The sequence below is a fragment of the Tenacibaculum sp. MAR_2010_89 genome (assembly GCF_900105985.1).
GTDB lineage: Bacteria > Bacteroidota > Bacteroidia > Flavobacteriales > Flavobacteriaceae > Polaribacter > Polaribacter halocynthiae.
The window spans coordinates 3189574-3213084 of sequence record NZ_FNUB01000005.1; the positions used below are offsets into that span (position 1 = coordinate 3189574).

The window sequence follows — 23511 nt, forward strand, 5'->3', positions numbered from 1 at the left end:
TAGTTAGAAAATATATTTACTCGACAGCTTTAAGGCTTAGATCCAAATTATAAACTGAATGTGTTAATGCTCCAGAGGAAATAAAATCTACACCACACTCTGCATACTCTCGTATAGTTTTTTCATTAATTCCTCCTGAAGATTCTGTTAAACATGTATCACCTATAATTTTTACAGCCTTACGTGTATCTTCATAATTAAAATTATCTATTAAAATTCTATAAACTCCCTCATTAGCTAAAATTTCCTTAATTTCATCTATACTTCTAGCTTCCACAATTATTTTAATGTCAATTTCTTTATCAGCTAAGTATTTTTTTGTTTTTGTAATTGCTTGTGTTATTCCTCCAGCAAAATCAATATGATTGTCTTTAATCATCACCATATCGTACAATGCAAATCTATGGTTTTCTCCTCCTCCAATTTTTACGGCCCATTTTTCTAATGCACGTATTCCTGGAGTTGTTTTACGAGTATCTAAAACTTTGGTTCCAGTTCCATCTAATAAATTAGCAAAAAAACGAGTTTTAGTTGCAATAGCGCTCATACGTTGCATAGCATTTAAAACTAAACGCTCCGCTTGTAAAATAGATTGAGAACGTCCTGAAACATAGAAAACAATATCTCCATATTTTACACTCTCTCCATCTTGAATTAAAGTTTCAACTTCTAAATCTTTATCTACGTATTCAAAAACTTTTTTTGCAAATTCTACTCCTGCTATGGTACCTTCGTCTTTTACTAAAAGTTTAGCTTTTCCTTGGGCTTCAGGCGGAATACAAGATAATGAAGTATGATCTCCATCTCCTATATCTTCTCTAATAGCATTCGTTATAATTAAATCTAACTCTTTATTAAATTGTTCTTTTGAAATCATTGTTCTTTTATTCTTGTTGTAAAAATAGTGTTTTCATCAAGAATTAAAGAATACTATATAAAAAGTTAGCTATGAACCTATGTTTACAGAAAATCTTCTCCGAAATAGAAAATTGTTAAACCAACCAATTGCTTTGCTTTTGAAATTCGATTATTCATTGCATAATAATGCGCCACATTCATCAAAAATTTTACTACATAGCTATTTGGATGTTCTTTTCTCAACTTATATATATAGTAAGCAACACTTAAATCTTCTTTTTTGTATTTAGTTCCTGTATACATTTGTAACATTTCTAAATATTCAAATCCATGCTCTTTCGTTGGCTCTATTTGAGTTCCTTCTCCAAAATCATTCCAAGTAACTACTTGAATAAAATCTGTTGGATATTTTAATGATTCATCAAACGATTCTTTAAACACTTGCATTCCATTATCTGCTAACTCCCAATCGTTATCTGAAGGTAATTTCCAACCACCTTCAATATAAAAATCATTAAATCTTGGATAAGCGACTCCTCCAACAATATTGGTATTAAAATCTATGTTACTTATATAGTATTGAGACAATGTTTGCAAATGATTTTTATCAACCCAAGTATATTCTCCTGAAGAATTACCATCACCTATCATTACCTTTGAATTCCATAATGTTAATAAATTAACGTCTGTTTTTATTGAGTTTAATATAATATTCCAATCTTCGGAACTATCGATATAACTAGGTCCAAACACCATTAATAAAGGATCGTTCTTTATATGAACATAATTATTATTCTTAAAATATTTTCTTTTTATATACTTTAAATCACCTATAGCTTGATTAATTTGAACTTGACTCAAACTTCTTGCCTGTTCTTTAATTACTCGATCTTCATACATTACAGCAAATTCAAGATTTGTTTTTTCTAATTCTGAAACAAAACTTTCCATTCCTTGTTTTATAACTTCAAAATCTAAAACATCTCTTTTTCCATACCAATCAAAAATAACCCCATCAACTCCTGCCAATTTCATTAACAATAAATGATACTGCTGTAAATCTTTATCTTTTGTTGAATAAGGACCTATTAAAGGGTAATAATGAGACGCAATTTCTCTTTTTCCTTCAGAATTAATTAAATTAGGATTTTTATTAGTCATTGTCCAATGTTGCCCCCAAACTCCATCCACTTCAAGTGATTGAAACCAGGGCATGTAATGTACTAAAATTGGTCTTTTGGATTTCTTTTTTTTTCTTTGAATAGTGGTTTTACGATTTAATACATTCATCTCTTCTTCTTTGAGAATTTTGTTTAAATCATAACTTTCTGGCTCTTTTACCCACTCTTTATAATAATTTTTTATTTCCTGATTTACTACACTACTTTTTTTTTCTTCAATCAGGTTGTCATTACTACAAGCCACGACAAATAAAAACATCAAGGCTAGTAGTGTTTTTAATAAACCTACTTTCATTTTTTTCTTTAACTTTTTAATTAACAAACACTTATAGCCTTTATAAATATATTTAAAAAAGTTTTTAAAAACTATAAAAAGCTTATATTTTTTAATATACTTTTATACTTTTTTAAATTTTAGATGAAAATAAAACTACTTGCCATAGGAAAAACAGATAATAAACATCTGATTCAACTTATTGATGAATATCAAAATAGATTAAAGCATTATATTAAATTTACTTTAGAGATAATTCCTGATATAAAAAATGTAAAAAACTTAAGTGAACAACAACAAAAAGAAAAAGAAGGTGATTTAATTTTATCCAAACTTCAACCTACAGACCAACTAATTTTATTAGATGATAAGGGTAAGTATTATACTTCTATTGAGTTTTCTCAATATTTACAAAAGAAAATGAACTCTGGACTTAAACAATTAGTAATAGTTATTGGTGGGCCTTATGGGTTTTCAGATACTGTATATAAAAAAGCTAGCGGAAAAATTTCTTTATCAAAAATGACATTTTCTCATCAAATGATTCGCTTATTTATTGTTGAACAAATTTATCGTGGATTTACCATTCTTAAAAATGAACCATATCACCACGAATAATTTTTTTAATTTATAAAATCTTTCCAAGCATTAGCAAATTGAGAATCTACCAAACAGCTGGCTTTTTTCTTATCACTAGGAAAAGAAGAGTATTCAAAAAAACTATAATTTATATTATCTCCAAGAAAAGTATTTTCTTCTTTAATTTCTTGCAGCTGGTTATTCTTTAACCTTTGTTTCATTACTGATGAAAAAAACGATCTAGCTAAAACATCTGAATCTCCAACACTATGCCCTATATTGGGTTCTTCAGCAAAACAAACAATACTCTTTTTCTCTCTGTGTATTAAAAATGCTTTTTTTACTGTTTCATTTCTTTCTTTTACATCTTTCTCTCCAGTTATTAATAATCCCGGTGGTGAATTTGTACTATAATTACCAATGCTTCCTTTTATATTTACATAAGCTACCGTTCTAGTACTATATATTTGAGCAAAGGTGTAACTAAATCTACCTCCATGAGAAAACCCCCTCAACAAAACTGGTAAATTACTTATATAACTTATCTTGTTTTTTATACTAATTTTATCTAATGCTTTTATCATATTAGAGGAAGCTAATTCTAAATCAGACCTAACATAAACCCCTAAAAGAGCAAGTTTTTCAGCTTTCGCATACACTTGCCATTCTTTAGAATTAACTAAACCAGTTCCATTATTTCCTCCTCCTGGGGCTAGTACTAAAATTGCTTTAGGAGTAACGCCTTCAGGCACCCATAACTTAAAAGCATTCTCATCTGGTTTTCCCATAAAAAACTCATAGGTCCAATCATCAATAAATTGTCCTTGTTCACCTGACTTTGTTGGTTCATCAACAGAACTACACGATACACAAAAAATAACTATTAGCAATCCAATTCTTTTCATCTCAAATATTTATATGTCAACAATATACTACATAAATTCAAAAAAAGATGACTTATTAAAGCTTTAAGATAAAAACACATTTCATATTACTCCTTTATTCTTTAAAGTATAATTCCTTTATTTATAGTACATTCAACCACTATATCCTCACATAATAAATAACAGCATTTCCTCTTAAGAGGATAAAAAATACTACATTTGTTGACAACAAATTTGTATCAAATGAAATTAGTTTTTGCAACTCATAATTTAAATAAGTTAGCCGAAGTTCAAAAAATGTTACCAAACTCAATTGAACTTCTTTCTTTAAAAGATATAAACTGTTTTGAAGACATTGAAGAAACAGCAACTACTCTTGAAGGAAATGCTAAAATTAAAGCTAATTATATTACTGAAAAATTTGGTTATAATTGTTTTGCTGACGATACTGGACTAGAGGTTAAAACCTTAAACGGGGCTCCTGGCGTATATTCTGCAAGATATGCAGGTGAACCAAGTAACTCTGAAAATAATATGCTAAAATTACTTTCAGAATTAAATAAAAAAACTGACAGAGAAGCACAGTTTAGAACGTCTATTTGTTTAAATTTAAATGGAAAACAATTTTTATTTGATGGCATTTGTACTGGTGAAATTTTAACCATAAAACAAGGAGAAAAGGGATTTGGTTATGACCCTATCTTTCAACCAAAAGGTTATAATAATTCCTTTGCTGAAATGTCTTCAGAGGAGAAAAATAAAATCAGTCATAGAGGGTTAGCTATTCAAAAACTAATTGATTTTTTAAAACAACTAAATTAATTGAGTGCTTCTAAAACATACACACAATATTTTGTTATTTTATCAGTACTTCTGATACTTTTTCTCTTTATAAATATCAGCTTAGGCTCTGTAAAAATCCCTTTATCAAATATTTTTGACATTCTAACAGGAGGAAGTACCTCTAAAGATAGTTGGCAAACAATCATTATTAATTATCGATTACCCAAAGCTATTACTGCTATTTTAGTTGGATCCGGGCTATCAATTAGTGGCTTATTAATGCAAACATTGTTCAGAAATCCATTAGCTGGACCTTTTGTTTTAGGTATTTCTTCAGGAGCAAGTTTAGGTGTAGCTTTATTTATATTAGGTTCCGGAATATTTGGGGGTATATTTTCATCATTTATTTTTTCAAATTGGTCATTAGCTTTTGCAGCTAGTTTAGGTTCTTTTTTAGTACTTTCTGCTATTATTATTGCAGCAAATAAAGTACGAAATACAATGTCTATTTTAATTATTGGTTTAATGTTTGGCTCGTTAACTTCAGCAATTATAAGTGTATTAGCTTATTTTAGTGAAGCAGAACAAATTCAGCAATATCAATTTTGGAGTTTTGGTAGTTTAGGAAATTTAACTTGGAATGAAATAATCGTTTTTGCTATCATTTACTTTATAGCTTTAACAAGTACATTTACCGTAATAAAACCTTTAAATAGTTTTTTATTAGGAGAAAATTATGCAACGAGCTTAGGTATAAACATTAAAAGAAGTAGGAATGTTATTTTATTAATAACAAGTTTACTTACTGGTGTTATTACTGCTTTTTCAGGTCCTATTGCATTCGTAGGAATAGCAGTACCTCATGTTGCTAAAATGTTATTTTCAAGCTCAAACCATAAAATATTACTACCTGCATCTGCCCTAATTGGCGCAATAATTTTACTTATTTGTGACAGTATAGCACAATTGCCTACTAGTGCTTTTATACTTCCAATTAATGCTATTACCTCTTTATTTGGAGCTCCTGTAGTTATTTGGCTATTAGTACGAAAAAAGAAAATTTATGTTTAACATTTAAAAAGTTATATAATTACACAAATCACTAAAAATAGCGTCTTAGAAACTGAAAACCTTGCAATTGGTTATAATACCAAAAAGCAACAAAACAGCATTGCCTCGAATATTAATTTAACAATTGAAAGAGGTAAATTTGTAGCTTTATTAGGTAAAAATGGAATTGGAAAATCTACCTTACTTCGTACTTTATCTAAAGTACAAAAACCGCTTAGTGGAGTTATTAGGGTAAATAATAAAAACCTTGAAGAATATTCACATTTAGAGCTGGCTACTTCATTGAGTTTAGTATTAACAGAACGCTTACCTCTTAGTCAATTAACCGTATTTGAATTAGTTTCTTTGGGGCGTCAACCATACACAAATTGGATTGATAAACTTACTCCTAATCATTTAAAAAAAATTCTTTGGGCTATTGATGAAACAGAAATTAGTCATTTAAAAGATAAGCGTTTTCATGAATTGAGTGATGGTCAACTTCAACGTGTCCTTATTGCTCGTGCACTCGCTCAAGATACTGAAATTATTATCTTAGATGAACCTACTGCTCATTTAGATATTCATCATACTTTTAAAGTTTTTTCTCTTTTAAAAAAACTTGTAAAAAACACTCAAAAAACCATTATTATTTCAACGCATGAAGTAAACTTAGCCATTCAATTAGCAGATGAATTTATATTACTCTCTGAAGAAGAAATTTATACAGGTACCTCAAAAGAACTTATTTCTAAGAATGCTTTTGAAACACTTTTCCCTAAAGAACTTATAAGTTTTAACAAAACATTAGAACAATTCGTTATTAAGAAATCCTAAATTTGATGGTTGGTTTTATTTTAATACTTTTAGCATTCAATAAAACCAACCTTACTTAATTAAACTATTGATGAAAAAATTACTTTATATAGCAAGTTCAGCAATTCTTGTAGCGTGTAGCTCAAGTAAAGAAGCCATTGCTATTGATAATGATGATACGACAGATTATGCTGAAAAATTCGCTAAAACAATTACAGCTAAAGATTTAGGACAACACTTATTTGTATATGCTTCAGATGAATTTGAAGGAAGAGATACGGGTGAACCTGGACAAAAAAAAGCTGTAAAATACTTAAAAGATTTTTACATTAGTAAAGGGATTAAATCTCCAATTGGAGGTAATGACTACTTCCAAGAAGTTCCTTCTGCTTATTTAAGTAATAACCGTAGAGGTATGAAACTTAAAGATTCTGAAAACGTTGTTGCTTTCATTAAAGGTACAGAAAAGCCAGATGAAATTGTAATCATTTCTGCTCATTTAGACCACGAAGGTGTTAAAAATGGTGAAATATATAATGGAGCGGATGATGATGGTTCAGGTACTGTAGCTATATTAGAAATTGCAGAAGCTTTTAAAAAAGCTTCAGATGCTGGCAAAGGACCTAAGCGTTCTGTTTTATTTTTACATGTAACCGGTGAAGAAAAAGGTTTATTAGGATCAAAATACTATACTGAAAACCCTATTTTTCCTTTAGCTAATACAGTTACTGATTTAAACATTGACATGGTAGGTAGAGTTGATGAACGTCATAAAGGTACACCTAACTATGTTTACCTTATTGGTTCTGATAAATTAAGTACTGAGCTTCATAATATATCAGAAGCTATGAATAAAAAATACACTAATATTGACATAGATTATAAATATAACGATGAAAACGATCCTAATCGTTTTTACTATCGTTCTGATCATTATAATTTTGCCAAACACAATATTCCTATTATTTTCTACTTTAACGGCACACATGCTGACTATCATAAACCAACTGATACGCCAGATAAAATTAACTACGAACTGTTAGAGAATAGAACACGTTTAGTTTTTCATACTGCGTGGGAAGTAGCTAACCGTGAAAAACGTATTATCGTTGATAAAGCTGAAAAATAATAGTTATTGATTATTTAAGTTACTCGTTTATAAAACTCACCAAAAGGTGAGTTTTTTATTTTATTTCATAAAAACCAACCAATACTTAATATAATGATTTTTAGCATTATTATCATTTCTTTAATTGGATATTTAATCGTAACAGTAAACAATAAAAAACATATACAAATTAACATTTCCAAACTACCTTTTAAAAAGGCATGGGAAATTATTTTAATTAAAAACGTTGCTTTTTACAATGCTCTTTCTAACAATGAAAAAAAAATATTTCAATACAAAATTCAAGAGTTTTTATTAAACTGCAACGTTATAGGTGTTAATACTGTAGTTAATGATGTTGATAAAGTACTTATAGCCTCAAGTGCTATCATTCCTATATTTAACTTTCCTGAATGGAAATATCCTAATATTTCTGAAGTTATTTTATACCCTACAATTTTTAATGAAAATTTTCAAACTAAAGGGCCAAACCGAAACATTTTAGGAATGGTAGGCAATGGGTACTTAGAAGGTAAAATGATATTATCTAAACCTGCTTTGCATCTTGGTTTTCAGAATGAATCTGATAAAAAAAACACAGCCATTCACGAATTTATTCATTTAATTGACAAATTAGATGGAACAATTGATGGCATACCCAAAGTACTTCTAGAAAAACAATATATTATACCTTGGATTGATTTAATGAATAAAAAAATGGGTGAAATATATACTAAAACATCTGATATTAATCCTTATGGTGGCACTAACAGAGCTGAGTTTTTTTCAGTTGCTAGTGAATACTTTTTTGAACGCCCTAAATTATTGGCAAAAAAGCATCCTCAACTATATTACTTATTAGAAAAAATTTTTAAGCAAGATATGGATGACATGAACTTGCATATTAAACAGGACATTATTGTGAAAAGAAATAGTCCTTGTCCTTGTAATAGTGGATTAAAATATAAGAAGTGTTGCATTAGCGCATAATAACAAATAAAAGAGGTAGCACTAATAATATGCCACCTCTTTTCTCTTCTCCCTTACTACTTTTTATAAATCATTTTAGTAACACTCTTCTCTTTTCTTGTTGAGTATATTTTAACTAGATATATTCCTTTTGACAAATTTGAAACATCTAAAATTGAACTTTCTATTTTTTTAAAACGATTTAACTCAGTTCCAAAAACATCAGAAATTACAATCTCAATTTCATCATCAAGTTCATTACTTTTAATCTGTAAATAATCCTCTGCTGGACTTGGAAATAAAGTAACTTTAAACTCATTTGTTTTAACTTCACTCCCAGTGTTTATATTTGAACAAAACGATCCTTTTGAATAAACAGGAATTGAAGTTGTTTTAAAAACTGGAGGGTTCTCATAATATGTTTTTATTTTGTTTGCTAACCATTTATCATCATCGCCATTGGTACCTATAGAGCCAACACCAGTTGTTGAACCTCCACCCCATAAAATTGAAAAAACATTCATATTAGCCAAACGTTGTAAGTTTGATGTACCCCAATCATACCCATTATCATTCATCAAGTGCTCCTCAATAGAACTAGCTTGATAATGCGTTAATGTTAATGGTATATTCCTTAGCTCATCTTTAATTGTATTTATATTTGTTCCAATTCTATCATCTCCTAAAAAATAAGGTGCAGCAGCTGAAGAATGTTGTGCTACGTTATAATTAGTAGTAACCTCACTTTTAGTAGCCATATGACCTCCTGGAATTTGCCATAACATTATAGGCACATTACCTATTCTTTCTGAAATTTCTTTACAAAAAACCAAATACTTATCCCAATGTTTTGCAGTCCAAGCATAATTTTGAATAGCAGCTGGACCAAAACAATCCCTTTCATACCTATCAAAAGCTATAAAATCAGGTTTCCATTCACCTGTATATAATTCCAATTCATTCATAAAAGTAGCTATTTCAATAGCTTCATCAACAGGACTATTAAACTCACCAGCCCCTTCATACACCCACCTAGCAGATCCTCCAGCCCAAACATTTTGTTGGTAACCAAAAGGTATTTTACATTCACCTACATGATAAATTAAAAAGTTAATAGATTGAAAATACCCTTTTAAATTATTGGTGAAAACTGGTATTGATTGAGTACTTAATCCTTCATCTGTAAATGCTTTATTTATTTCTTCATTCACTTTTATTAACATCGTTCTAATATCGTGATCATTTCCAAAAGCTACATCTTGTTGAATTGCTCCTATTAAATCAGGACTTATAACAAATGCTCCAGGGTTTGGGTGTTTATCATCTTCATAAGTCAAAATAACTTTTATTTCTTGTATGAGATTTCTATAATGATAATATAAATTTTGATTTTCTTCCATATCTTTTATAGCTTCTAATGAACCTCCTCCACTAGCATTTGCTGTGTAATGAACCATAACTGGTAGAATAACTCTCCCGCCTTGGCTTGCTTCTAATCTTCTTGCCTGCTCAATTGTATTTTTTGTCGGTGTCATATCAGGTATTTTTCCTCTATCACCAGCACCGTCTAGTCCAGAGTACTTAAAAATGACACTTAAAGGTGAGTTTTTAAAATTATCATCAAATGCTTCTGAAGCATTGGTTATAGTACCATGAGATAAATATTTTGGGAACCCCTTTACTGTAAATTCATGAACAGAAGTTGATTCATAATTAATACTAATCACATTATTTCCTCCTAAAACTATAGCAACAGAAGCAGTATGTTTAGGGGTATATACTAAATTATTAACAGCATCAGAATAGGTTGCTACATTTACTGTATAACTTCCAACTAAAACATCAGGAATATTTACATTTCCATTAACTATTTGTTGGGTCTTATCTACACCTTCAAGTTCATTGTTTTTAAGGGATAACTCTGTTGATATACCACTTGGCAATCCATTAACTATTACTTTTAAACTCGAAGACGCTATCGCTTCTTTTGTAAAAGGAATTACAACAGTATTATTATTCTTTGATGGGATAAAGTTTAATGGAGACTCTTTAGTATATTGACTAACATATTTAGTGGTTCCTTTTGCAAAGTTTTTACTCCATATATTATATTTCTGATCAACTTTTAACGAGTTAGTACTTGATGTTGTTATGATTTCAGTACTTATTTTATTAGTTACCGTATTCTTAAAACTAACTATTACTTCATTAATCTCATTTCCTGAAATAGAAGTTATAACATCTGTAAATAATGAAGGCTCTTCATTTTCAAGAAAAAACTGAACAGTATTGGCAATATTTACATAAGAAGTTGTTACAGTTTTTAAATCTATTCTAAATTTAAAACTTTCATTAACTCCTAAAGTATTATCTACCCAAGATTCATTAGATAACCCAATTGTTAATGTATTAATATATTGGTTCCCATCTGGAATTTGATTTAAAACAGCAGTTGGGTATGAAATTTTTCCATTCGTGAAAAAATTAACCAAACTTGCTTTCATATCTGAAAGAAAAATAACTTTTGAATTTCTAATGTTAAGATTACTTGTTCCTTTGTTAGTGACCTCAACACCTAAATAAACATCACCCCAAGATTGCTCTTGGAATTCCATTTTTAATTGATACGTTGTTGATGCATTACTATAATTACGGACAAAAGTTTGTGAAAAAAGTACGTAACTAAAAAATAAGCATGCTAGTAGAAGCTTGTTTCTCATTTTGTAAAGTATTTTAAATTAAACGGAGTTTACGGGGTGTAGTAGGAAATAAAAAGGTAGATATACATTTTATTCTTTGCAAAGAAATTCCACTAACAACACAAAACAAAATACAGAGGTTATAATTCCATCGATTAAAAACACGTAGACATTTTTTTGAACTCTTTTTTCAACTTAAGAAACATTCATATTTTCTAGCTAAATGAAATCAACATCAATACTCAAAAATCAAACGCTTAAGGTATAAAAAAACATTCTCTATTATTCTTACTATACTTTTAATCTAAGTATTGACTTATAAATTGTCTTTACATTTTTACAAAAACCTAAAAACTACAAACATCATGACTTTTCAATTAAACTTTAATTTTACAGATCAAGATTTAAAACACATCTATGAAACTAATAGTAATGTTGCAATTGCAAAACCTGTTGGAGGTGGCAAGCCGTCTGTTGCATGGCTAATACTTAAACCGTTTCAAAACAACACTCTTGAATTTAAAGAAGAACTAGGTATTTATGTATCTAATACTGAAGTTAAAACTGGCGCTAAAATTACTATGCTATCCAGCACTCCTATTCCTTCTGCACAAAACAAAATGTATACTCTTGAAGACAATGGAACAATTAGTGGCCCAAGCAATGGAGGTTCTCCAAATAGTTATGCACTACAAAATAATTTCAGTAACAATCCTTATATGACTGTTGGTTTATATCAAAATGCCGTAGTAAATGGTCAAGTAATAAATAACAATCCTATTTCTGGAAACTCAGTTCTATTCAGAAGTACCATTACTATGGAACCAGCTAATTCATTATATTTATGGATAGAATCAAATTTACAAACTGCAACTATTGTAAACAACATAACCTCGCCAATGACTAAAATTGATTTTTCAGGAGGAGAGACTCAAATATCATTAAAATATGATGCTACATCTGGTACTTTTATTCCTATAAGCTAAATAGTATTTAATCTTTCAAGAATCTTAGTATTATAAATAATTCAACTCTTAAAACATTAAATATTTGTATTTTTATCAATACTCTACATCCTACAAACAAAATATTATTTGTAGGAACTAAAAAAACAAAATACATGTTTTCAAAAGCTTATGAAATAGCAAGTACTTATACTCAACCTCTTTTAGTTTCTTCTCGTTTATTTAATGGAGAAATTAAAAACAACTTGGGTAGTTTTGTAATCATAAATGACGAAGGTTGGATTATTACTGTTGCTCATATGCTTGACTCTCTAATTGCTTTTAATCAAAACAATAAAGAAATTCAAGACTTTAACACCAAGTTAACTCAAATTGAAAATGACTCTAACCTTAATAAGAAAGAGAAATTAAAAAAAATTAAAAAATTAAGTTCAAAACCTAATTGGGTAATAAATTCATCACATTGGTGGGGTCATGACAGTCATAGAATTAAAAATTTTCATATTCTAAAAGAAAATGATATTGCTATTGGCAAAATAGAAAATTACAACCCAGCATTTTGTAATAATTACCCCATTTTTAAAAACCCTAAAGATTTAAAATATGGTACTAGCCTCTGTAAATTAGGATATCCTTTTTATGATGTTAAATCCACATTTAATGAACAAAACAATTCTTTTACATTTGATTCATCAATATTCCCAATTCCAAGATTCCCAATAGATGGTATTTTCACTCGAAATATTGTTGCAGGAAAATCTTTAGATAATAAATTTGACATCAAATATATAGAGACTTCTACCCCAGGCTTAAGAGGTCAAAGTGGTGGGCCAATTTTTGATACTGATGGAAACATATGGGCAATACAATCACAAACAAGACATTTACCTCTTGGATTTTCTCCTAAAATAAAAAAAGGGAATAAAGATATTGAGGAAAACCAATTTCTTAATGTTGGTTGGGGAGCACATGTAGAAACAATACTTAATTTTCTTGATTTCCATAGTATTAAATATACCAAAACCTAAAAATTACACACCTACAAAACTCAGCTTCTTTAACTACTAAACCTAACAACTTAAAATGAGCAACAAAGAAATAATTAATAGCCTAAAAAAATCAACGCTAACTTTATTAGAATCAACTCTTAATCAAGAGGAAGTTGAAAAAGAACTAAATGACATCCATCTTCATTTTCAAAAACTTACAGAAATAACAGGTTTTGACAATAAAATTGAACATTTAGCTGCAGTTCCTTCTGCAAAAGGAAAAGCTTTAGGTTTAAACCATGCTGCTCAGTGTTTATTGGACTATAAAAGAACTGTAAAATTTTTAAAAGCTGTAGTATTAGCAATTAAAGAAAAGCAAAAAAAACATCCAAAAGAAACTATCCATTTTTTTTATGCAGGTTGTGGCCCATACGCTCCATTTATTAGCCTAATAGCACCTCTTTTTACTCCAGAAGAAATACAATTTACCTTATTAGAAATAAATAAAGCTTCAATTGATTCTGCTAAAAAGCTTATTAAATCATTAGATTTAACTGACTATGTTCAAGAATTCTATTTGGCTGATGCAGTAACATTTAAAGTTCCAGAAGCTAACAAATTTCATATTCTTTTTAGTGAAACCTTAGATGCTTTATTATACAGAGAATCGTACGTACCCATTCTTTACAATTTGCTTCCTCAATTCAATAAAGATGTTACATTAATTCCTGAAAATGTACTCATAAATATGAGCTTATCAAATAACACTAAAGCAAATTCAGATTTATCTGAACATAAAATGGGAAATATTTTAGATGTAAGACAAGTTATAGCTTCACATGAAGGAAAACAGCATACACCTATACAATTACCCGATAAAAAAATAGATTTTACTTCTTTAAACATGAGTGCATATAAAAGTATGTTATTAGATACTCAAGTACATGTTTATAATAATATTTGGCTAAACAGAAATGAATCTTCTTTAACATTGCCATTAGAAATGACCTTAGAACAACCTTTTCTAAATAATGCTATTATTTTCACTTATCAAATTGAACCTGACATAGAATTAAAATGTAAATTAGAATAAGAAATTTTTCATAAAAAATAAATTAATATGAAACTCCCTTTAGATTGTTTAGTTGAATACACCCCAGATTTTTTAACACAAAATGAAGCTGATACTCTTTATGAAATTTTAATAAATGAATATAATTTACACAAAAACCAATTAGTTGTTACAGTAGGAGATAAAGAATTAGTGACCGATAGTTTTAAAATATTATTTGCTACTGAAAGATTAATACAGCTTAATAATCATCCGGAAAGTATTCACGGAAAAGCATTTTTGTGGTCTGGTTTAATGGCTACACTTAAAGAACGTGTAGAAAAATTCACAGGAAATCAATTTGAACTTGCCATGTGTTTATTTTACCCTAATGGAAACTATTTTGCTCCTTATCATTTTGACCAACAAACCTCAGGTTATAAAACTATTTTACCTTCCATTAGTTTAGGTGAAACTCGTCAATTTAGTTTTAAGAAAAACGATACAGAAGAAGTTTATTCTTTAGATTTAGCTAATGGAAGTTTGTTGGTAATGAAAGATTACTCGCAAGAAAGGTACACCCATAGTTTACCTAAAAACCCAGCCTATAAAAACGGTAGAATAAATATTACTTTTAGAGAATCTGGTTTTAAATAATTTAAAAAACACATTCTTGCATCTTTTTGTTCCCTCTTAACGTCTACAAAATAAAACAAAAACGATGCACAAAACACTATCACTTTTAGCAGTACCTTTACTTTTAACATCAACAAGTATTTTTGGTTTTTTAACCTTAAAAAATAATTGGAATTTTGAACTTTCATCCTATAGTATTTTCCTTTTCACTTTAATTTATATTCTATTTTTGGAAAGTTTAATCCCTTTAAAAAAAGAATGGAATCCTACAAAAAAATCTATCTGGATAGACCTTAAACATTTTATTTTTTCAGCAGCTTTATTTGATGCTTTAGGAAAAATGATGACATTGTATATTGTACTAATCTTACAAGAAATATTTTTTTATTCTCTAAATTTATGGGACACAACCCCCCTTATAATTACATATATTATAGCTAATCTAATAGGAGAACTCCTTCCTTATTTATATCATAGAATTAGTCATAAAGGAACTAAAAATTCATATTTAAGTATCTTTTTATGGAAAATTCACTCTATACATCATATACCAACAAAACTAAATTGGTTTAAAACTAACTGGGTACACCCCATCAATATGTTTTTAAACGTTATATTTAAAATGCTCCCTCTTTTGTTATTAGGATTTAACAAAGAAGTAATTTATTTAGTAGGTATTACTCATATAATAGTAGCCTATATTTCTCATGCTAATATTTATACTCAAAAAAGTTTTTGGGATTATGTAATAGTTACCCCACACATTCATCATTTTCATCATAGTAAAAAAATAAAAGAGGCTAAAAACTTTGGTAATACTTTCCCTTTTTGGGATCTATTATTAGGTACATACTACAATAGAATTGGAACAGTTAAAGAGGTAGGTGTTATTGAAGAAATAAATAATAACTACCCTAAAAAGAATAACTATTTAAAACATATAATGTATCCATTTCTGAGCTTTAAAACTTGTTGCAAATAATTATTAAATTAAGAAAACACAAAAGAATATTCAATTGATTATTATACTTCCAGTAATCTTAGATCACTTTTTTGTGTTTTCTTATTTATTTACTAACTTCACAAAAAACTATAATTCAACTAAATAAGTTCATTTTTTATCAATCTCAATTTCATACAAAAATTATGAAAAAAATAACAATACCAAAATGGTTCTGGGGACTTGCTCTTTTTTTACTTTTATGGAATATCATGGGAGTTTTTTCTTTTTTTGCACATACTTTTATCTCTGAAGAAGCTTTAGCACTGTTACCAATAGAACAACAAGAACTTTATAGTAGCTATCCTACTTGGACAATTTTTGTTTTTGCAATAGCTGTATTCTTTGGTTTTATTGGATCAATTGCTTTACTATTAAAAAAGAAGTTAGCAAAATCTGCCTTTCTTATTTCATTATGTGCAATAATACCACAAATGATACACAATGTACTATTTACAAAATCTATAGAAGTATATGGAATAATACAAACTATTACAATGCCAATACTAGTAATTCTACTTGGAGTATTTGCATTATGGTTTTCAAGCTCTTCAATACATAAAGAATGGTTAAAGTAAGCTAGACAATATGTGAAAAATATTATTTCTTCGTTTTTTTAACACGTTTCAGATTTAATAAATCAATGGGGTTAATACCTAATCCTCGTATGTTTTTTTGACTAAATCTAATTACTTCATCATAATACAAAGGAACAATGGGAGCTTCATTAATAATAATACTATCCATTTTTTGATATAAGGTATATCGCTTTTTATTATTTACTTCTTTAATAGATAGTTCATATAAAAAGTCAAAGTATTCATTTTTAAAATGAGTGTAATTAGGTCCGTTTGGCGTAAAGTTTTTACTATAAAACAATGACACGTAATTTTCAGCATCTGGATAATCTGCAATCCAACTAGCTCTAAAAACAGGTAACTTACCACTTGCTTTACCTTGACGTAATGTAGATGGAGGAATTACATCAACCTTAGTTTGTAACCCTATTTTTTGCAGTTCTCTTTGAATAAATTCACACAAATCTAAATAATTACTATTAGTAGTTATCGTTATCTCAGGTGTTTTGCTTCCTGTTTCTTCGATATATTGCTCTACTAATTTTTTAGCTTTTGCAGAATTGTAAGAATATCCCGTTTGGTTATTAAACGATGGTAATCCTTTTGGAATAAATCCATTTAAAGCTGGAATACCAATACCATTACGTAAAAATTTAATCATCTTTTCACGATCAAACCCATAATTAATTGCTTGTCGAATATATTTAGATTGAGTTGGCAAGCTTTTTTCACCTTCTAAATAAATACCCAAATATTCTGTATTTAAATAAGGCCCAGTTTGCATCTGAATTTCATCAACATACTTCTCTTTCAAAGTACCATTTGTAGTTAAAATATCATCTTTGTAAGAAGCATCTAAACTTTTCATAAAATCTAAATTACCTTGAATAAATTGTAAAAACTCACTTTGCTTGTCAGGAAGAAAAGTAACAGCCACAGCTTCTAAATAAGGTAATTGATTTCCTTGAAAATCCTTTTCAAAATATAACGGATTTTTACGTAATACTAATTTCGTATTCTCAACCCATAATTTAAACTGAAACGGACCCGTACCAATTGGATTTGCTCTAAATGTATCTCCAAAATATTCTATAGCTTCTTTAGAAACCACTGAACAGTACTTCATTGCTAATAAACCTAAAAATGGCGGAAATGGTTGTTTTAAATTGATATAGAAAGTTGAATCGTTTACTGCTTTAAAACTATCTACATTTTGTAATACCCAACCTCCAGGTGAACTTACATTTTTATCTAACAATCTGTTAAATGAATATTCAAAATCAACAGCATTTACACTTCTTGTTTTTTCTTCTCCAAACAGTGTATGCGGGTGAAAAAAAACATCCTTTCTTAAAGTAAATTTATATTTTTTTCCATCATTAGAAATAGTCCAACTTTTAGCTATATCTGGTTGTATATGTAAGCTATCATCTAACTGTACTAATCCATTAAACAACTGATTAACAGCCCAAATATTTCGCTGATCTTTTGCAAAAGCAGGATCTAATGATGTGATATTAGAATGCTCATTATAACGAAACACTTGTGTTTCAGTAAAATTACTTTTCTCATTTTTACATGAAACTAGTATTAATACAATTGTGAAAATTAATAAAAGACTATTTATTTTTTCTTTTATTTTTATAATACTTTTTGTTTGCAATGTATATGGTTTTAGATACTTCTACAAAAACAGTAGAACCTTCTTTATTTAAAACTTGTATCTTTTTTACTAAATCTATTTCATTTTCTTTTGTAACACGTTCTTTTATATTCTCTATCTCTTCTTTGGTGAAAATAAAGTCAACATATCCATTTTCCTTTACTGGTCTTTTAAAATTAATCGTCGCATTTTTATCCCAAACAACATAGTCATTTCCTAAAATATGCATCAACTGAATCATAAAAACAGGATCGGTAGCAGAAAACAAGCTACCTCCAAATATTGAACCTACATAATTTTTATTTTTATAACTAATAGGAATTTTTACCTTAACCATAAATAAGTCATCAGAAACACTTGTTATTCTACCAGTAGACCTCCTATACATTGGCGACAAGTTAAAGCCATACTTAAATATAGTACTTTCCTTTAAAAACTTTTTTAAAATAGATGAAATTGTTGCGTACATTTATTTATTTTTTTTCAAATCCATACTCACGTTCTACTTTACAAATACGCAATTGATATTTTTTATACCATTTATCTCTTCCTATATCTCTTGCTTCGGTATGTTCAATATTATTTTTCCAATTAGTAATTGCTTCTAAATTTTTCCAGTAAGAAACAGTAATTCCAACATCACTTCTTGCCGACTCAACTCCTAAATATCCATCTTGCTTTTTAGCTAACTCATCCATTTTTTCTGCCATTTCATAATACCCTTCAATGGTTTCAGATAATTGAGTGGTAAAAATCACTGCATAATAAGGCGGTTTAAGTGTATCTTCAATCATAAATAAAGTTCATATTTAGTTTCTGGTAAGCCAATATCTTCACTAACAAATTTCTTAACAATTTTAAAATTATGGCGTTCTATAATTTTAGCAGATGCAATATTATCATCAACTACATAGCCCACTAATTTTTTCATTCCAAATGCCCTACAGTAGGTAATTAAACTTGCACAAATTTCACTAGCAAATCCTTTTCCCCAATACTTTTCTAAAAAACGATACCCAATTTCATCATCTTCTCCATCTTTAACCAAAGCAACAGTACCTATAAACTCATTGTCTGCTTTTCTTTCAATAGCATAAATCCAAAAATCATTATTAGGTTGATCATATTTAACAATCAACTCTTTTAGTTCTTTTTCACATTCAGTTAGTGTTTTTACTTCCCCTGTTGCGTATTGCAAAACCAATGGATTACTTTCTAACTCATAAAAAGGATTTAAATCTCTTAAAACAAGTTTTCTAACGAGTAATCTTTCCGTTTCAAAAATTATCATAAATTAAGTACTTTTGCAGTTTAAAATCTGTCTCAGACAGAATAAGTAATACAATCATACGAACTTCCAAAAAATTAAAGACTTATACAAGTTTTTTGTTTTTTATTAAGGATAGAAAGAAGAATGAACGCAGATAAAAAAGTAGCTTTTTACACATTAGGATGTAAATTAAATTTCTCAGAAACTTCTACAATTGCTAGAAACTTTGTAAACGAAGGCTTTAACCGTGTTGAGTTTGAAGAAAAAGCAGATGTATATGTTATCAATACATGTTCAGTAACTGATAATGCTGATAAACGATTTAAATCAGTAGTGAAATCTGCCTTAAAACAAAATGAAGAAGCTTTTGTTATAGGTGTTGGTTGCTATGCGCAATTAAAACCTGAAGAGTTAGCTAATGTTGATGGAGTAGATTTAGTATTAGGTGCTACCGAAAAATTTAATGTTACCAGCTATATTAATGATTTAACAAAAAATGATATAGGTGAAGTTCATTCGTGTGAAATTGAAGAAGCTGATTTTTATGTAGGTTCTTATTCTATTGGAGATAGAACCCGTGCTTTTTTAAAAGTTCAAGACGGTTGTGATTATAAATGTACTTATTGTACTATTCCGTTAGCCCGTGGAATATCTAGAAGTGATACTTTAGAAAATGTTTTGAAAAACGCCAAAGAAATTTCTGAAAAAGGAATTAAAGAAATTGTACTTACTGGTGTAAATATTGGTGATTATGGTAAAGGGGAATTTGGGAATAAAAAACACGAACATACCTTTTTAGAGCTAGTACAAGCTTTAGATAAAGTAGAAGGTATCCATCGTTTACGTATTTCTTCTATTGAGCCAAACTTATTAAAAGATGAAACTATCGATTTTGTTTCAAAATCAAATACGTTTGTTCCTCATTTTCATATCCCATTACAATCTGGTAGCGATACTTTATTAAAAAAAATGAAGCGTCGTTATATGAGAAAAATATACACCAACAGAGTTACAAAAATTAAAGAAGTAATGCCAAACGCTTGTATTGGTGTTGATGTTATTGTTGGTTTCCCTGGTGAAACAGATGAATTATTCTTGGAAACTTACAACTATTTAAGTGAAATGAATATTTCTTATTTACATGTTTTTACATATTCTGAAAGACCAAATACAGAAGCAGTTGAAATGGATGGTGTGGTACCTAAAAACATTCGTGCAAAACGTAGTAAAATGTTACGTGGTTTATCTGTTAAAAAACGAAGAGCTTTTTACGAAAGTCAAATCAATAATACGTTAACTGTTTTATTTGAAAGTGAAAATAAAGAAGGGTATATACATGGTTTTACTGAAAACTATGTAAAAGTAAAAACACCTTGGAATCCAGAGTTAGTTAACACCCTTCATAAAGTTACCTTAACTAAAATTGATGAAGATGGTATTGTTCGTTTTGAATTTTGTTAGTTTAAAACAATAATTCAAAGCTCTTTTCTATTTTATAGTTCCATTAACTGATAAAAAATTCAATTTACACTTTTTGTTAGATTGAAATAATGTACTTTTAGTGTACAATTATTTCAATCTAACAAAATCATATTATGAAGTACCTTTTATCCTCAATTTTTTTATTAATCTTAAATTGTAGTTCTCCCAAAAAAACAGTTCCTGCTAAAGAAGAAATTAAAGAAGCTACAGAAAATGTAGAAACTAAAAAAACTAAAAAAATAACAGTTACGGAAACTAATAATAACGAGCTAATTGTTGTTCTTAAAAATAGTAAAAGCAGCAATGATGTTAAAAGCTTAGTAAAAAACAGTGGTTTAACTTGGAGTAAAACTGCTTATGATACTAAAACTACCGCAATAGGAATTATTACTGTTCCTAATGACCAACAAGATATTTGGATTAAACGTTTGCAAGAAACTGGTGAGTTTAGATTTATAGCTAAGAACTCTACTAAAACCTTGAATAACTTAATAGAAAAAGAAAAAAACACCTTAATAAGCCTTCGAAAAACAGCCTGTTTTGGAGATTGCCCTGAATTTGATTTTTCTATAGATAAAGATGGTAATGCTTTGTACAACGGAATTAAATCGGTTACTGTAAAAGGAATACATAAGTTTAAGCTTACAGAAAAAGAATTTAAAACATTGAAAGAAAAACTATCAAAAAAGAGTTTTGAAAGTTTTAATGATGTTTATGACAACCCAAGAGTAATGGATTTGGCAAGTACTTTTATTACTTATGAAAATAAACAAATTAAAATCCGTTTATGGAATGATATTCCTGATGAATTAATCGACATCCATGAATACATTGAAGGTTTATTATTAGAGAAAAAATTCTATGAATAATGCAAAAACAGCATATTTATTTTGTTCCTGGTTTAGCAGCTAACACCAAAATATTTGAACACATTTCTTTACCTGAAGATAAATTTCAACTTCATTTTTTAGAATGGATACTACCAACATCTGTTGATGAAAGCATACAAGATTACTCTAAACGTATGTGTGCTACTATTAAACATGAAACCCCTATTTTGATAGGGGTTTCATTTGGTGGAATTATGGTACAAGAGATGAGTAAACATATTCAACATAAAAAAGTTATTATTATTTCAAGTATTAAAAGTAATGAAGAGCTACCTAAACGTTTAAAACTTGCTCAAGTAACTAAAGCTTATAAATTATTTCCTACCAAGATAATTTCCAATATTGAAAAATATGAACAATACTTCTTTAATGACTACTTAAAAAAGAGAGCTGAGTTATATAAAGTTTATTTATCAATAAGGCATGAAGATTATTTACACTGGGCTATATATAATGTACTACACTGGGAACAACAAAATCAACTAACTGACATTGTGCACATTCATGGCGATAAAGATGAGATTTTCCCTATCAAAAACATTAAAAACTCAATTATTGTAAAGAATGGTACGCACATTATGATATTAAATAAAGCAAAAACTATATCAAAAATTTTAGAAAGGGAATGTTTTTTGCTAACTTAGTAAAAGGAACAGTTAAAAGAAAAGAAAATGAATAAGCTAGTACGATTTTTACCTACAATAACCATCATTACTTTAGCTCTTTTACTAATGAATACTATTAGTAAAGATAAAGAGCCAGTTATAAAAAACGTTGCTGAAAGCTATGAGATAAAAGCTATTAAAGTTCCTGAAAGAATGGAGTTAGCTGGAGAACAAGTTCCTTTAGATAGAAACGATATTAAAGAACGAATGGATCGTGAGTTATTGGTGAATACCTATTGGCAATCAAATGGTTTATTACTTATAAAACGTGCTCATAAGTTTTTTCCTATCATTGAACCTTTATTAAAGAAATATGACTTACCTGATGATTTTAAATACTTATGCGTAGCAGAAAGTGCTTTAATAAACATACCATCATCAAAAGGGGCTGCTGGTTATTGGCATTTTTTACCATCAACTGGTCGTGAATTTGGATTAGAAGTTAATAGAAATGTTGATGAACGTTATAATTTAGAAAAATCAACTAGAGTTGCTGCTGCTTACTTAAAAAAAGCTAAAAGAAAGTTTGGTTCTTGGACGCTTGCCGCTGCTGCTTATAATGCTGGGAATGGAAGAATTTCTCAACGTTTAAAGCAACAACAAGTAACTGATTATTACGATTTATTATTAAATACCGAAACAGGAAGGTATATTTTCAGAATATTGGCTTTAAAAGAAGTTTTATCAAACCCTAAAAAATATGGATTTGTTTTTGATCAAGAAGATCTATATACATTTCCTTCAACCTATGAAGTTAAAGTTGACACTGCCATTACTAACATTGCAAGCTTTGCTAAAAATTATGGAATTACCTATAAAGATTTAAAAATAGTAAATCCTTGGCTTAGAGAAACAAAATTAAATAATAAAAGTAGAAAAGAATATATTATAAAAATACCTACCTCTAAATAAATGAAAAAAATTCTTCCTTACCTATATATCGTAATTGGTGTATTTATAATTGTTGGTACAATTAACAGTGTTTTACAAGAAAAAAGCTCCTATAGAGTATTGCTTAACTTCCATACCGAGAATAAATTAATTTTTCTCGTTGTAAGAGCCCTTTTTGCAAGTTGGTTTCTGTTTGACGGTATTAAAAAATTAAGAAATAAAGAATAGCT

Annotated in this window: 25 protein-coding genes; 17 read left to right on the forward strand and 8 right to left on the reverse strand. The window is 28.7% G+C overall.

All coding sequences use genetic code 11. The features are described 5' to 3' along the window. Nucleotides 1-16 precede the first annotated feature (16 nt). Entirely contained in the window at nucleotides 17-877 is an 861-nt protein-coding gene (nadC, locus tag BLV71_RS17390; protein ID WP_093871770.1) for a carboxylating nicotinate-nucleotide diphosphorylase, read from the reverse strand. Between the two features lie 83 nt (nucleotides 878-960). Then, nucleotides 961-2334 carry a glycoside hydrolase family 99 protein gene (locus BLV71_RS17395; protein ID WP_093871771.1) on the reverse strand — a complete coding sequence of 458 codons (1374 nt, stop codon included), beginning with the start codon at nucleotides 2332-2334 and terminating at the stop codon, nucleotides 961-963. Between the two features lie 123 nt (nucleotides 2335-2457). On the opposite strand from BLV71_RS17395, the gene rlmH reads away from it, so the two are divergent. Next, nucleotides 2458-2931 (forward strand): 23S rRNA (pseudouridine(1915)-N(3))-methyltransferase RlmH, encoded by a 474-nt coding sequence (gene rlmH / locus BLV71_RS17400; protein ID WP_093871772.1) that lies wholly within the window; start codon nucleotides 2458-2460, stop codon nucleotides 2929-2931. 5 nt (nucleotides 2932-2936) lie between these two features. Here the strand turns inward: rlmH and BLV71_RS17405 are convergent, their stop codons facing one another. Further along, the gene (locus tag BLV71_RS17405) at nucleotides 2937-3797 is read right to left on the reverse strand and encodes a hypothetical protein (RefSeq protein ID WP_093871773.1); all 861 of its coding nucleotides are present in this window, start codon (nucleotides 3795-3797) and stop codon (nucleotides 2937-2939) included. A gap of 222 nt (nucleotides 3798-4019) precedes the next feature. Here BLV71_RS17405 and BLV71_RS17410 point away from each other — a divergent pair, with 222 nt between their 5' ends. The 5 genes from BLV71_RS17410 (at nucleotide 4020) to BLV71_RS17430 (ending at nucleotide 8523) form a co-directional block, all read left to right on the forward strand. Beyond that, nucleotides 4020-4598, forward strand: a complete 579-nt coding sequence (locus BLV71_RS17410) for a non-canonical purine NTP diphosphatase (protein WP_093871774.1) — start codon at nucleotides 4020-4022, stop codon at nucleotides 4596-4598. After that, nucleotides 4599-5630, forward strand: a complete 1032-nt coding sequence (locus BLV71_RS17415) for a FecCD family ABC transporter permease (RefSeq protein ID WP_093871775.1) — start codon at nucleotides 4599-4601, stop codon at nucleotides 5628-5630. It abuts the gene before it with no gap. Nucleotides 5631-5741: 111 nt separating this feature from the next. Beyond that, nucleotides 5742-6446: an ABC transporter ATP-binding protein gene (locus BLV71_RS17420; RefSeq protein WP_363322644.1), complete on the forward strand. Its 705-nt coding sequence runs from the start codon at nucleotides 5742-5744 to the stop codon at nucleotides 6444-6446. 70 nt (nucleotides 6447-6516) lie between these two features. Beyond that, nucleotides 6517-7554, forward strand: a complete 1038-nt coding sequence (locus BLV71_RS17425; protein WP_176974434.1) for a M28 family metallopeptidase — start codon at nucleotides 6517-6519, stop codon at nucleotides 7552-7554. A gap of 93 nt (nucleotides 7555-7647) precedes the next feature. Beyond that, entirely contained in the window at nucleotides 7648-8523 is an 876-nt protein-coding gene (locus tag BLV71_RS17430) for a M90 family metallopeptidase (RefSeq protein WP_093871778.1), read from the forward strand. 56 nt (nucleotides 8524-8579) lie between these two features. Here BLV71_RS17430 and BLV71_RS17435 read toward each other — a convergent pair whose 3' ends face one another. Then, nucleotides 8580-11222 (reverse strand): T9SS type A sorting domain-containing protein, encoded by a 2643-nt coding sequence (locus tag BLV71_RS17435; RefSeq protein ID WP_093871779.1) that lies wholly within the window; start codon nucleotides 11220-11222, stop codon nucleotides 8580-8582. 344 nt (nucleotides 11223-11566) lie between these two features. Here BLV71_RS17435 and BLV71_RS17440 point away from each other — a divergent pair, with 344 nt between their 5' ends. The 6 genes from BLV71_RS17440 to BLV71_RS17465 all read left to right on the forward strand — a co-directional run bounded on the left by BLV71_RS17440 (nucleotide 11567) and on the right by BLV71_RS17465 (nucleotide 16420). After that, entirely contained in the window at nucleotides 11567-12187 is a 621-nt protein-coding gene (locus tag BLV71_RS17440; protein ID WP_093871780.1) for a hypothetical protein, read from the forward strand. 134 nt (nucleotides 12188-12321) lie between these two features. Next, nucleotides 12322-13194 carry a trypsin-like peptidase domain-containing protein gene (locus BLV71_RS17445; RefSeq protein WP_093871781.1) on the forward strand — a complete coding sequence of 291 codons (873 nt, stop codon included), beginning with the start codon at nucleotides 12322-12324 and terminating at the stop codon, nucleotides 13192-13194. Nucleotides 13195-13249: 55 nt separating this feature from the next. Further along, nucleotides 13250-14248, forward strand: a complete 999-nt coding sequence (locus BLV71_RS17450) for an SAM-dependent methyltransferase (protein WP_093871782.1) — start codon at nucleotides 13250-13252, stop codon at nucleotides 14246-14248. 27 nt (nucleotides 14249-14275) lie between these two features. Beyond that, nucleotides 14276-14863 carry an alpha-ketoglutarate-dependent dioxygenase AlkB gene (locus BLV71_RS17455; protein ID WP_093871783.1) on the forward strand — a complete coding sequence of 196 codons (588 nt, stop codon included), beginning with the start codon at nucleotides 14276-14278 and terminating at the stop codon, nucleotides 14861-14863. A gap of 64 nt (nucleotides 14864-14927) precedes the next feature. Then, nucleotides 14928-15824 (forward strand): sterol desaturase family protein, encoded by an 897-nt coding sequence (locus tag BLV71_RS17460; protein WP_093871784.1) that lies wholly within the window; start codon nucleotides 14928-14930, stop codon nucleotides 15822-15824. 164 nt (nucleotides 15825-15988) lie between these two features. Further along, nucleotides 15989-16420, forward strand: coding sequence for a hypothetical protein (locus BLV71_RS17465; protein ID WP_093871785.1), 432 nt, complete (start codon nucleotides 15989-15991; stop codon nucleotides 16418-16420). 22 nt (nucleotides 16421-16442) lie between these two features. Here the strand turns inward: BLV71_RS17465 and BLV71_RS17470 are convergent, their stop codons facing one another. The 4 genes from BLV71_RS17470 to BLV71_RS17485 are packed head-to-tail and all read right to left on the reverse strand — an operon-like array spanning nucleotide 16443 to nucleotide 19374. Beyond that, nucleotides 16443-18083, reverse strand: coding sequence for an ABC transporter substrate-binding protein (locus BLV71_RS17470; RefSeq protein ID WP_255405264.1), 1641 nt, complete (start codon nucleotides 18081-18083; stop codon nucleotides 16443-16445). Next, nucleotides 18040-18552 carry a DUF4442 domain-containing protein gene (locus BLV71_RS17475; protein ID WP_093871786.1) on the reverse strand — a complete coding sequence of 171 codons (513 nt, stop codon included), beginning with the start codon at nucleotides 18550-18552 and terminating at the stop codon, nucleotides 18040-18042. The genes BLV71_RS17470 and BLV71_RS17475 overlap by 44 nt, the downstream gene beginning before the upstream one ends. Nucleotides 18553-18556: 4 nt before the next feature. Continuing rightward, nucleotides 18557-18877: an antibiotic biosynthesis monooxygenase family protein gene (locus BLV71_RS17480; RefSeq protein ID WP_093871787.1), complete on the reverse strand. Its 321-nt coding sequence runs from the start codon at nucleotides 18875-18877 to the stop codon at nucleotides 18557-18559. Next, nucleotides 18874-19374 (reverse strand): GNAT family N-acetyltransferase, encoded by a 501-nt coding sequence (locus BLV71_RS17485; RefSeq protein WP_093871788.1) that lies wholly within the window; start codon nucleotides 19372-19374, stop codon nucleotides 18874-18876. The genes BLV71_RS17480 and BLV71_RS17485 overlap by 4 nt, the downstream gene beginning before the upstream one ends. A 123-nt stretch (nucleotides 19375-19497) precedes the next feature. Here BLV71_RS17485 and mtaB point away from each other — a divergent pair, with 123 nt between their 5' ends. The 5 genes from mtaB to BLV71_RS17510 all read left to right on the forward strand — a co-directional run bounded on the left by mtaB (nucleotide 19498) and on the right by BLV71_RS17510 (nucleotide 23509). After that, entirely contained in the window at nucleotides 19498-20814 is a 1317-nt protein-coding gene (gene mtaB, locus BLV71_RS17490) for a tRNA (N(6)-L-threonylcarbamoyladenosine(37)-C(2))-methylthiotransferase MtaB (RefSeq protein ID WP_093871789.1), read from the forward strand. A gap of 134 nt (nucleotides 20815-20948) precedes the next feature. After that, complete coding sequence (locus tag BLV71_RS17495; RefSeq protein WP_093871790.1) at nucleotides 20949-21704, forward strand: DUF6438 domain-containing protein; 756 nt, start codon at nucleotides 20949-20951, stop codon at nucleotides 21702-21704. Further along, the gene (locus BLV71_RS17500; protein WP_093871791.1) at nucleotides 21704-22369 is read left to right on the forward strand and encodes an alpha/beta hydrolase family protein; all 666 of its coding nucleotides are present in this window, start codon (nucleotides 21704-21706) and stop codon (nucleotides 22367-22369) included. The genes BLV71_RS17495 and BLV71_RS17500 overlap by 1 nt, the downstream gene beginning before the upstream one ends. Before the next feature lie 27 nt (nucleotides 22370-22396). After that, nucleotides 22397-23302, forward strand: a complete 906-nt coding sequence (locus BLV71_RS17505; RefSeq protein ID WP_093871792.1) for a lytic transglycosylase domain-containing protein — start codon at nucleotides 22397-22399, stop codon at nucleotides 23300-23302. Then, the gene (locus tag BLV71_RS17510) at nucleotides 23303-23509 is read left to right on the forward strand and encodes a hypothetical protein (RefSeq protein WP_093871793.1); all 207 of its coding nucleotides are present in this window, start codon (nucleotides 23303-23305) and stop codon (nucleotides 23507-23509) included. Nucleotides 23510-23511: the final 2 nt, after the last annotated feature.

Bases quoted from the DNA above. Each gene is read 5' to 3' on its own strand.
- nadC (WP_093871770.1), bottom strand. From the start codon at position 877: ATGATTTCAAAAGAACAATTTAATAAAGAGTTAGATTTAATTATAACG.
- BLV71_RS17395 (WP_093871771.1), bottom strand. From the start codon at position 2,334: ATGAAAGTAGGTTTATTAAAAACACTACTAGCCTTGATGTTTTTATTT.
- rlmH (WP_093871772.1), top strand. From the start codon at position 2,458: ATGAAAATAAAACTACTTGCCATAGGAAAAACAGATAATAAACATCTG.
- BLV71_RS17405 (WP_093871773.1), bottom strand. From the start codon at position 3,797: ATGAAAAGAATTGGATTGCTAATAGTTATTTTTTGTGTATCGTGTAGT.
- BLV71_RS17410 (WP_093871774.1), top strand. From the start codon at position 4,020: ATGAAATTAGTTTTTGCAACTCATAATTTAAATAAGTTAGCCGAAGTT.
- BLV71_RS17425 (WP_176974434.1), top strand. From the start codon at position 6,517: ATGAAAAAATTACTTTATATAGCAAGTTCAGCAATTCTTGTAGCGTGT.
- BLV71_RS17430 (WP_093871778.1), top strand. From the start codon at position 7,648: ATGATTTTTAGCATTATTATCATTTCTTTAATTGGATATTTAATCGTA.
- BLV71_RS17435 (WP_093871779.1), bottom strand. From the start codon at position 11,222: ATGAGAAACAAGCTTCTACTAGCATGCTTATTTTTTAGTTACGTACTT.
- BLV71_RS17440 (WP_093871780.1), top strand. From the start codon at position 11,567: ATGACTTTTCAATTAAACTTTAATTTTACAGATCAAGATTTAAAACAC.
- BLV71_RS17445 (WP_093871781.1), top strand. From the start codon at position 12,322: ATGTTTTCAAAAGCTTATGAAATAGCAAGTACTTATACTCAACCTCTT.
- BLV71_RS17450 (WP_093871782.1), top strand. From the start codon at position 13,250: ATGAGCAACAAAGAAATAATTAATAGCCTAAAAAAATCAACGCTAACT.
- BLV71_RS17455 (WP_093871783.1), top strand. From the start codon at position 14,276: ATGAAACTCCCTTTAGATTGTTTAGTTGAATACACCCCAGATTTTTTA.
- BLV71_RS17460 (WP_093871784.1), top strand. From the start codon at position 14,928: ATGCACAAAACACTATCACTTTTAGCAGTACCTTTACTTTTAACATCA.
- BLV71_RS17465 (WP_093871785.1), top strand. From the start codon at position 15,989: ATGAAAAAAATAACAATACCAAAATGGTTCTGGGGACTTGCTCTTTTT.
- BLV71_RS17475 (WP_093871786.1), bottom strand. From the start codon at position 18,552: ATGTACGCAACAATTTCATCTATTTTAAAAAAGTTTTTAAAGGAAAGT.
- BLV71_RS17480 (WP_093871787.1), bottom strand. From the start codon at position 18,877: ATGATTGAAGATACACTTAAACCGCCTTATTATGCAGTGATTTTTACC.
- BLV71_RS17485 (WP_093871788.1), bottom strand. From the start codon at position 19,374: ATGATAATTTTTGAAACGGAAAGATTACTCGTTAGAAAACTTGTTTTA.
- mtaB (WP_093871789.1), top strand. From the start codon at position 19,498: ATGAACGCAGATAAAAAAGTAGCTTTTTACACATTAGGATGTAAATTA.
- BLV71_RS17495 (WP_093871790.1), top strand. From the start codon at position 20,949: ATGAAGTACCTTTTATCCTCAATTTTTTTATTAATCTTAAATTGTAGT.
- BLV71_RS17500 (WP_093871791.1), top strand. From the start codon at position 21,704: ATGCAAAAACAGCATATTTATTTTGTTCCTGGTTTAGCAGCTAACACC.
- BLV71_RS17505 (WP_093871792.1), top strand. From the start codon at position 22,397: ATGAATAAGCTAGTACGATTTTTACCTACAATAACCATCATTACTTTA.
- BLV71_RS17510 (WP_093871793.1), top strand. From the start codon at position 23,303: ATGAAAAAAATTCTTCCTTACCTATATATCGTAATTGGTGTATTTATA.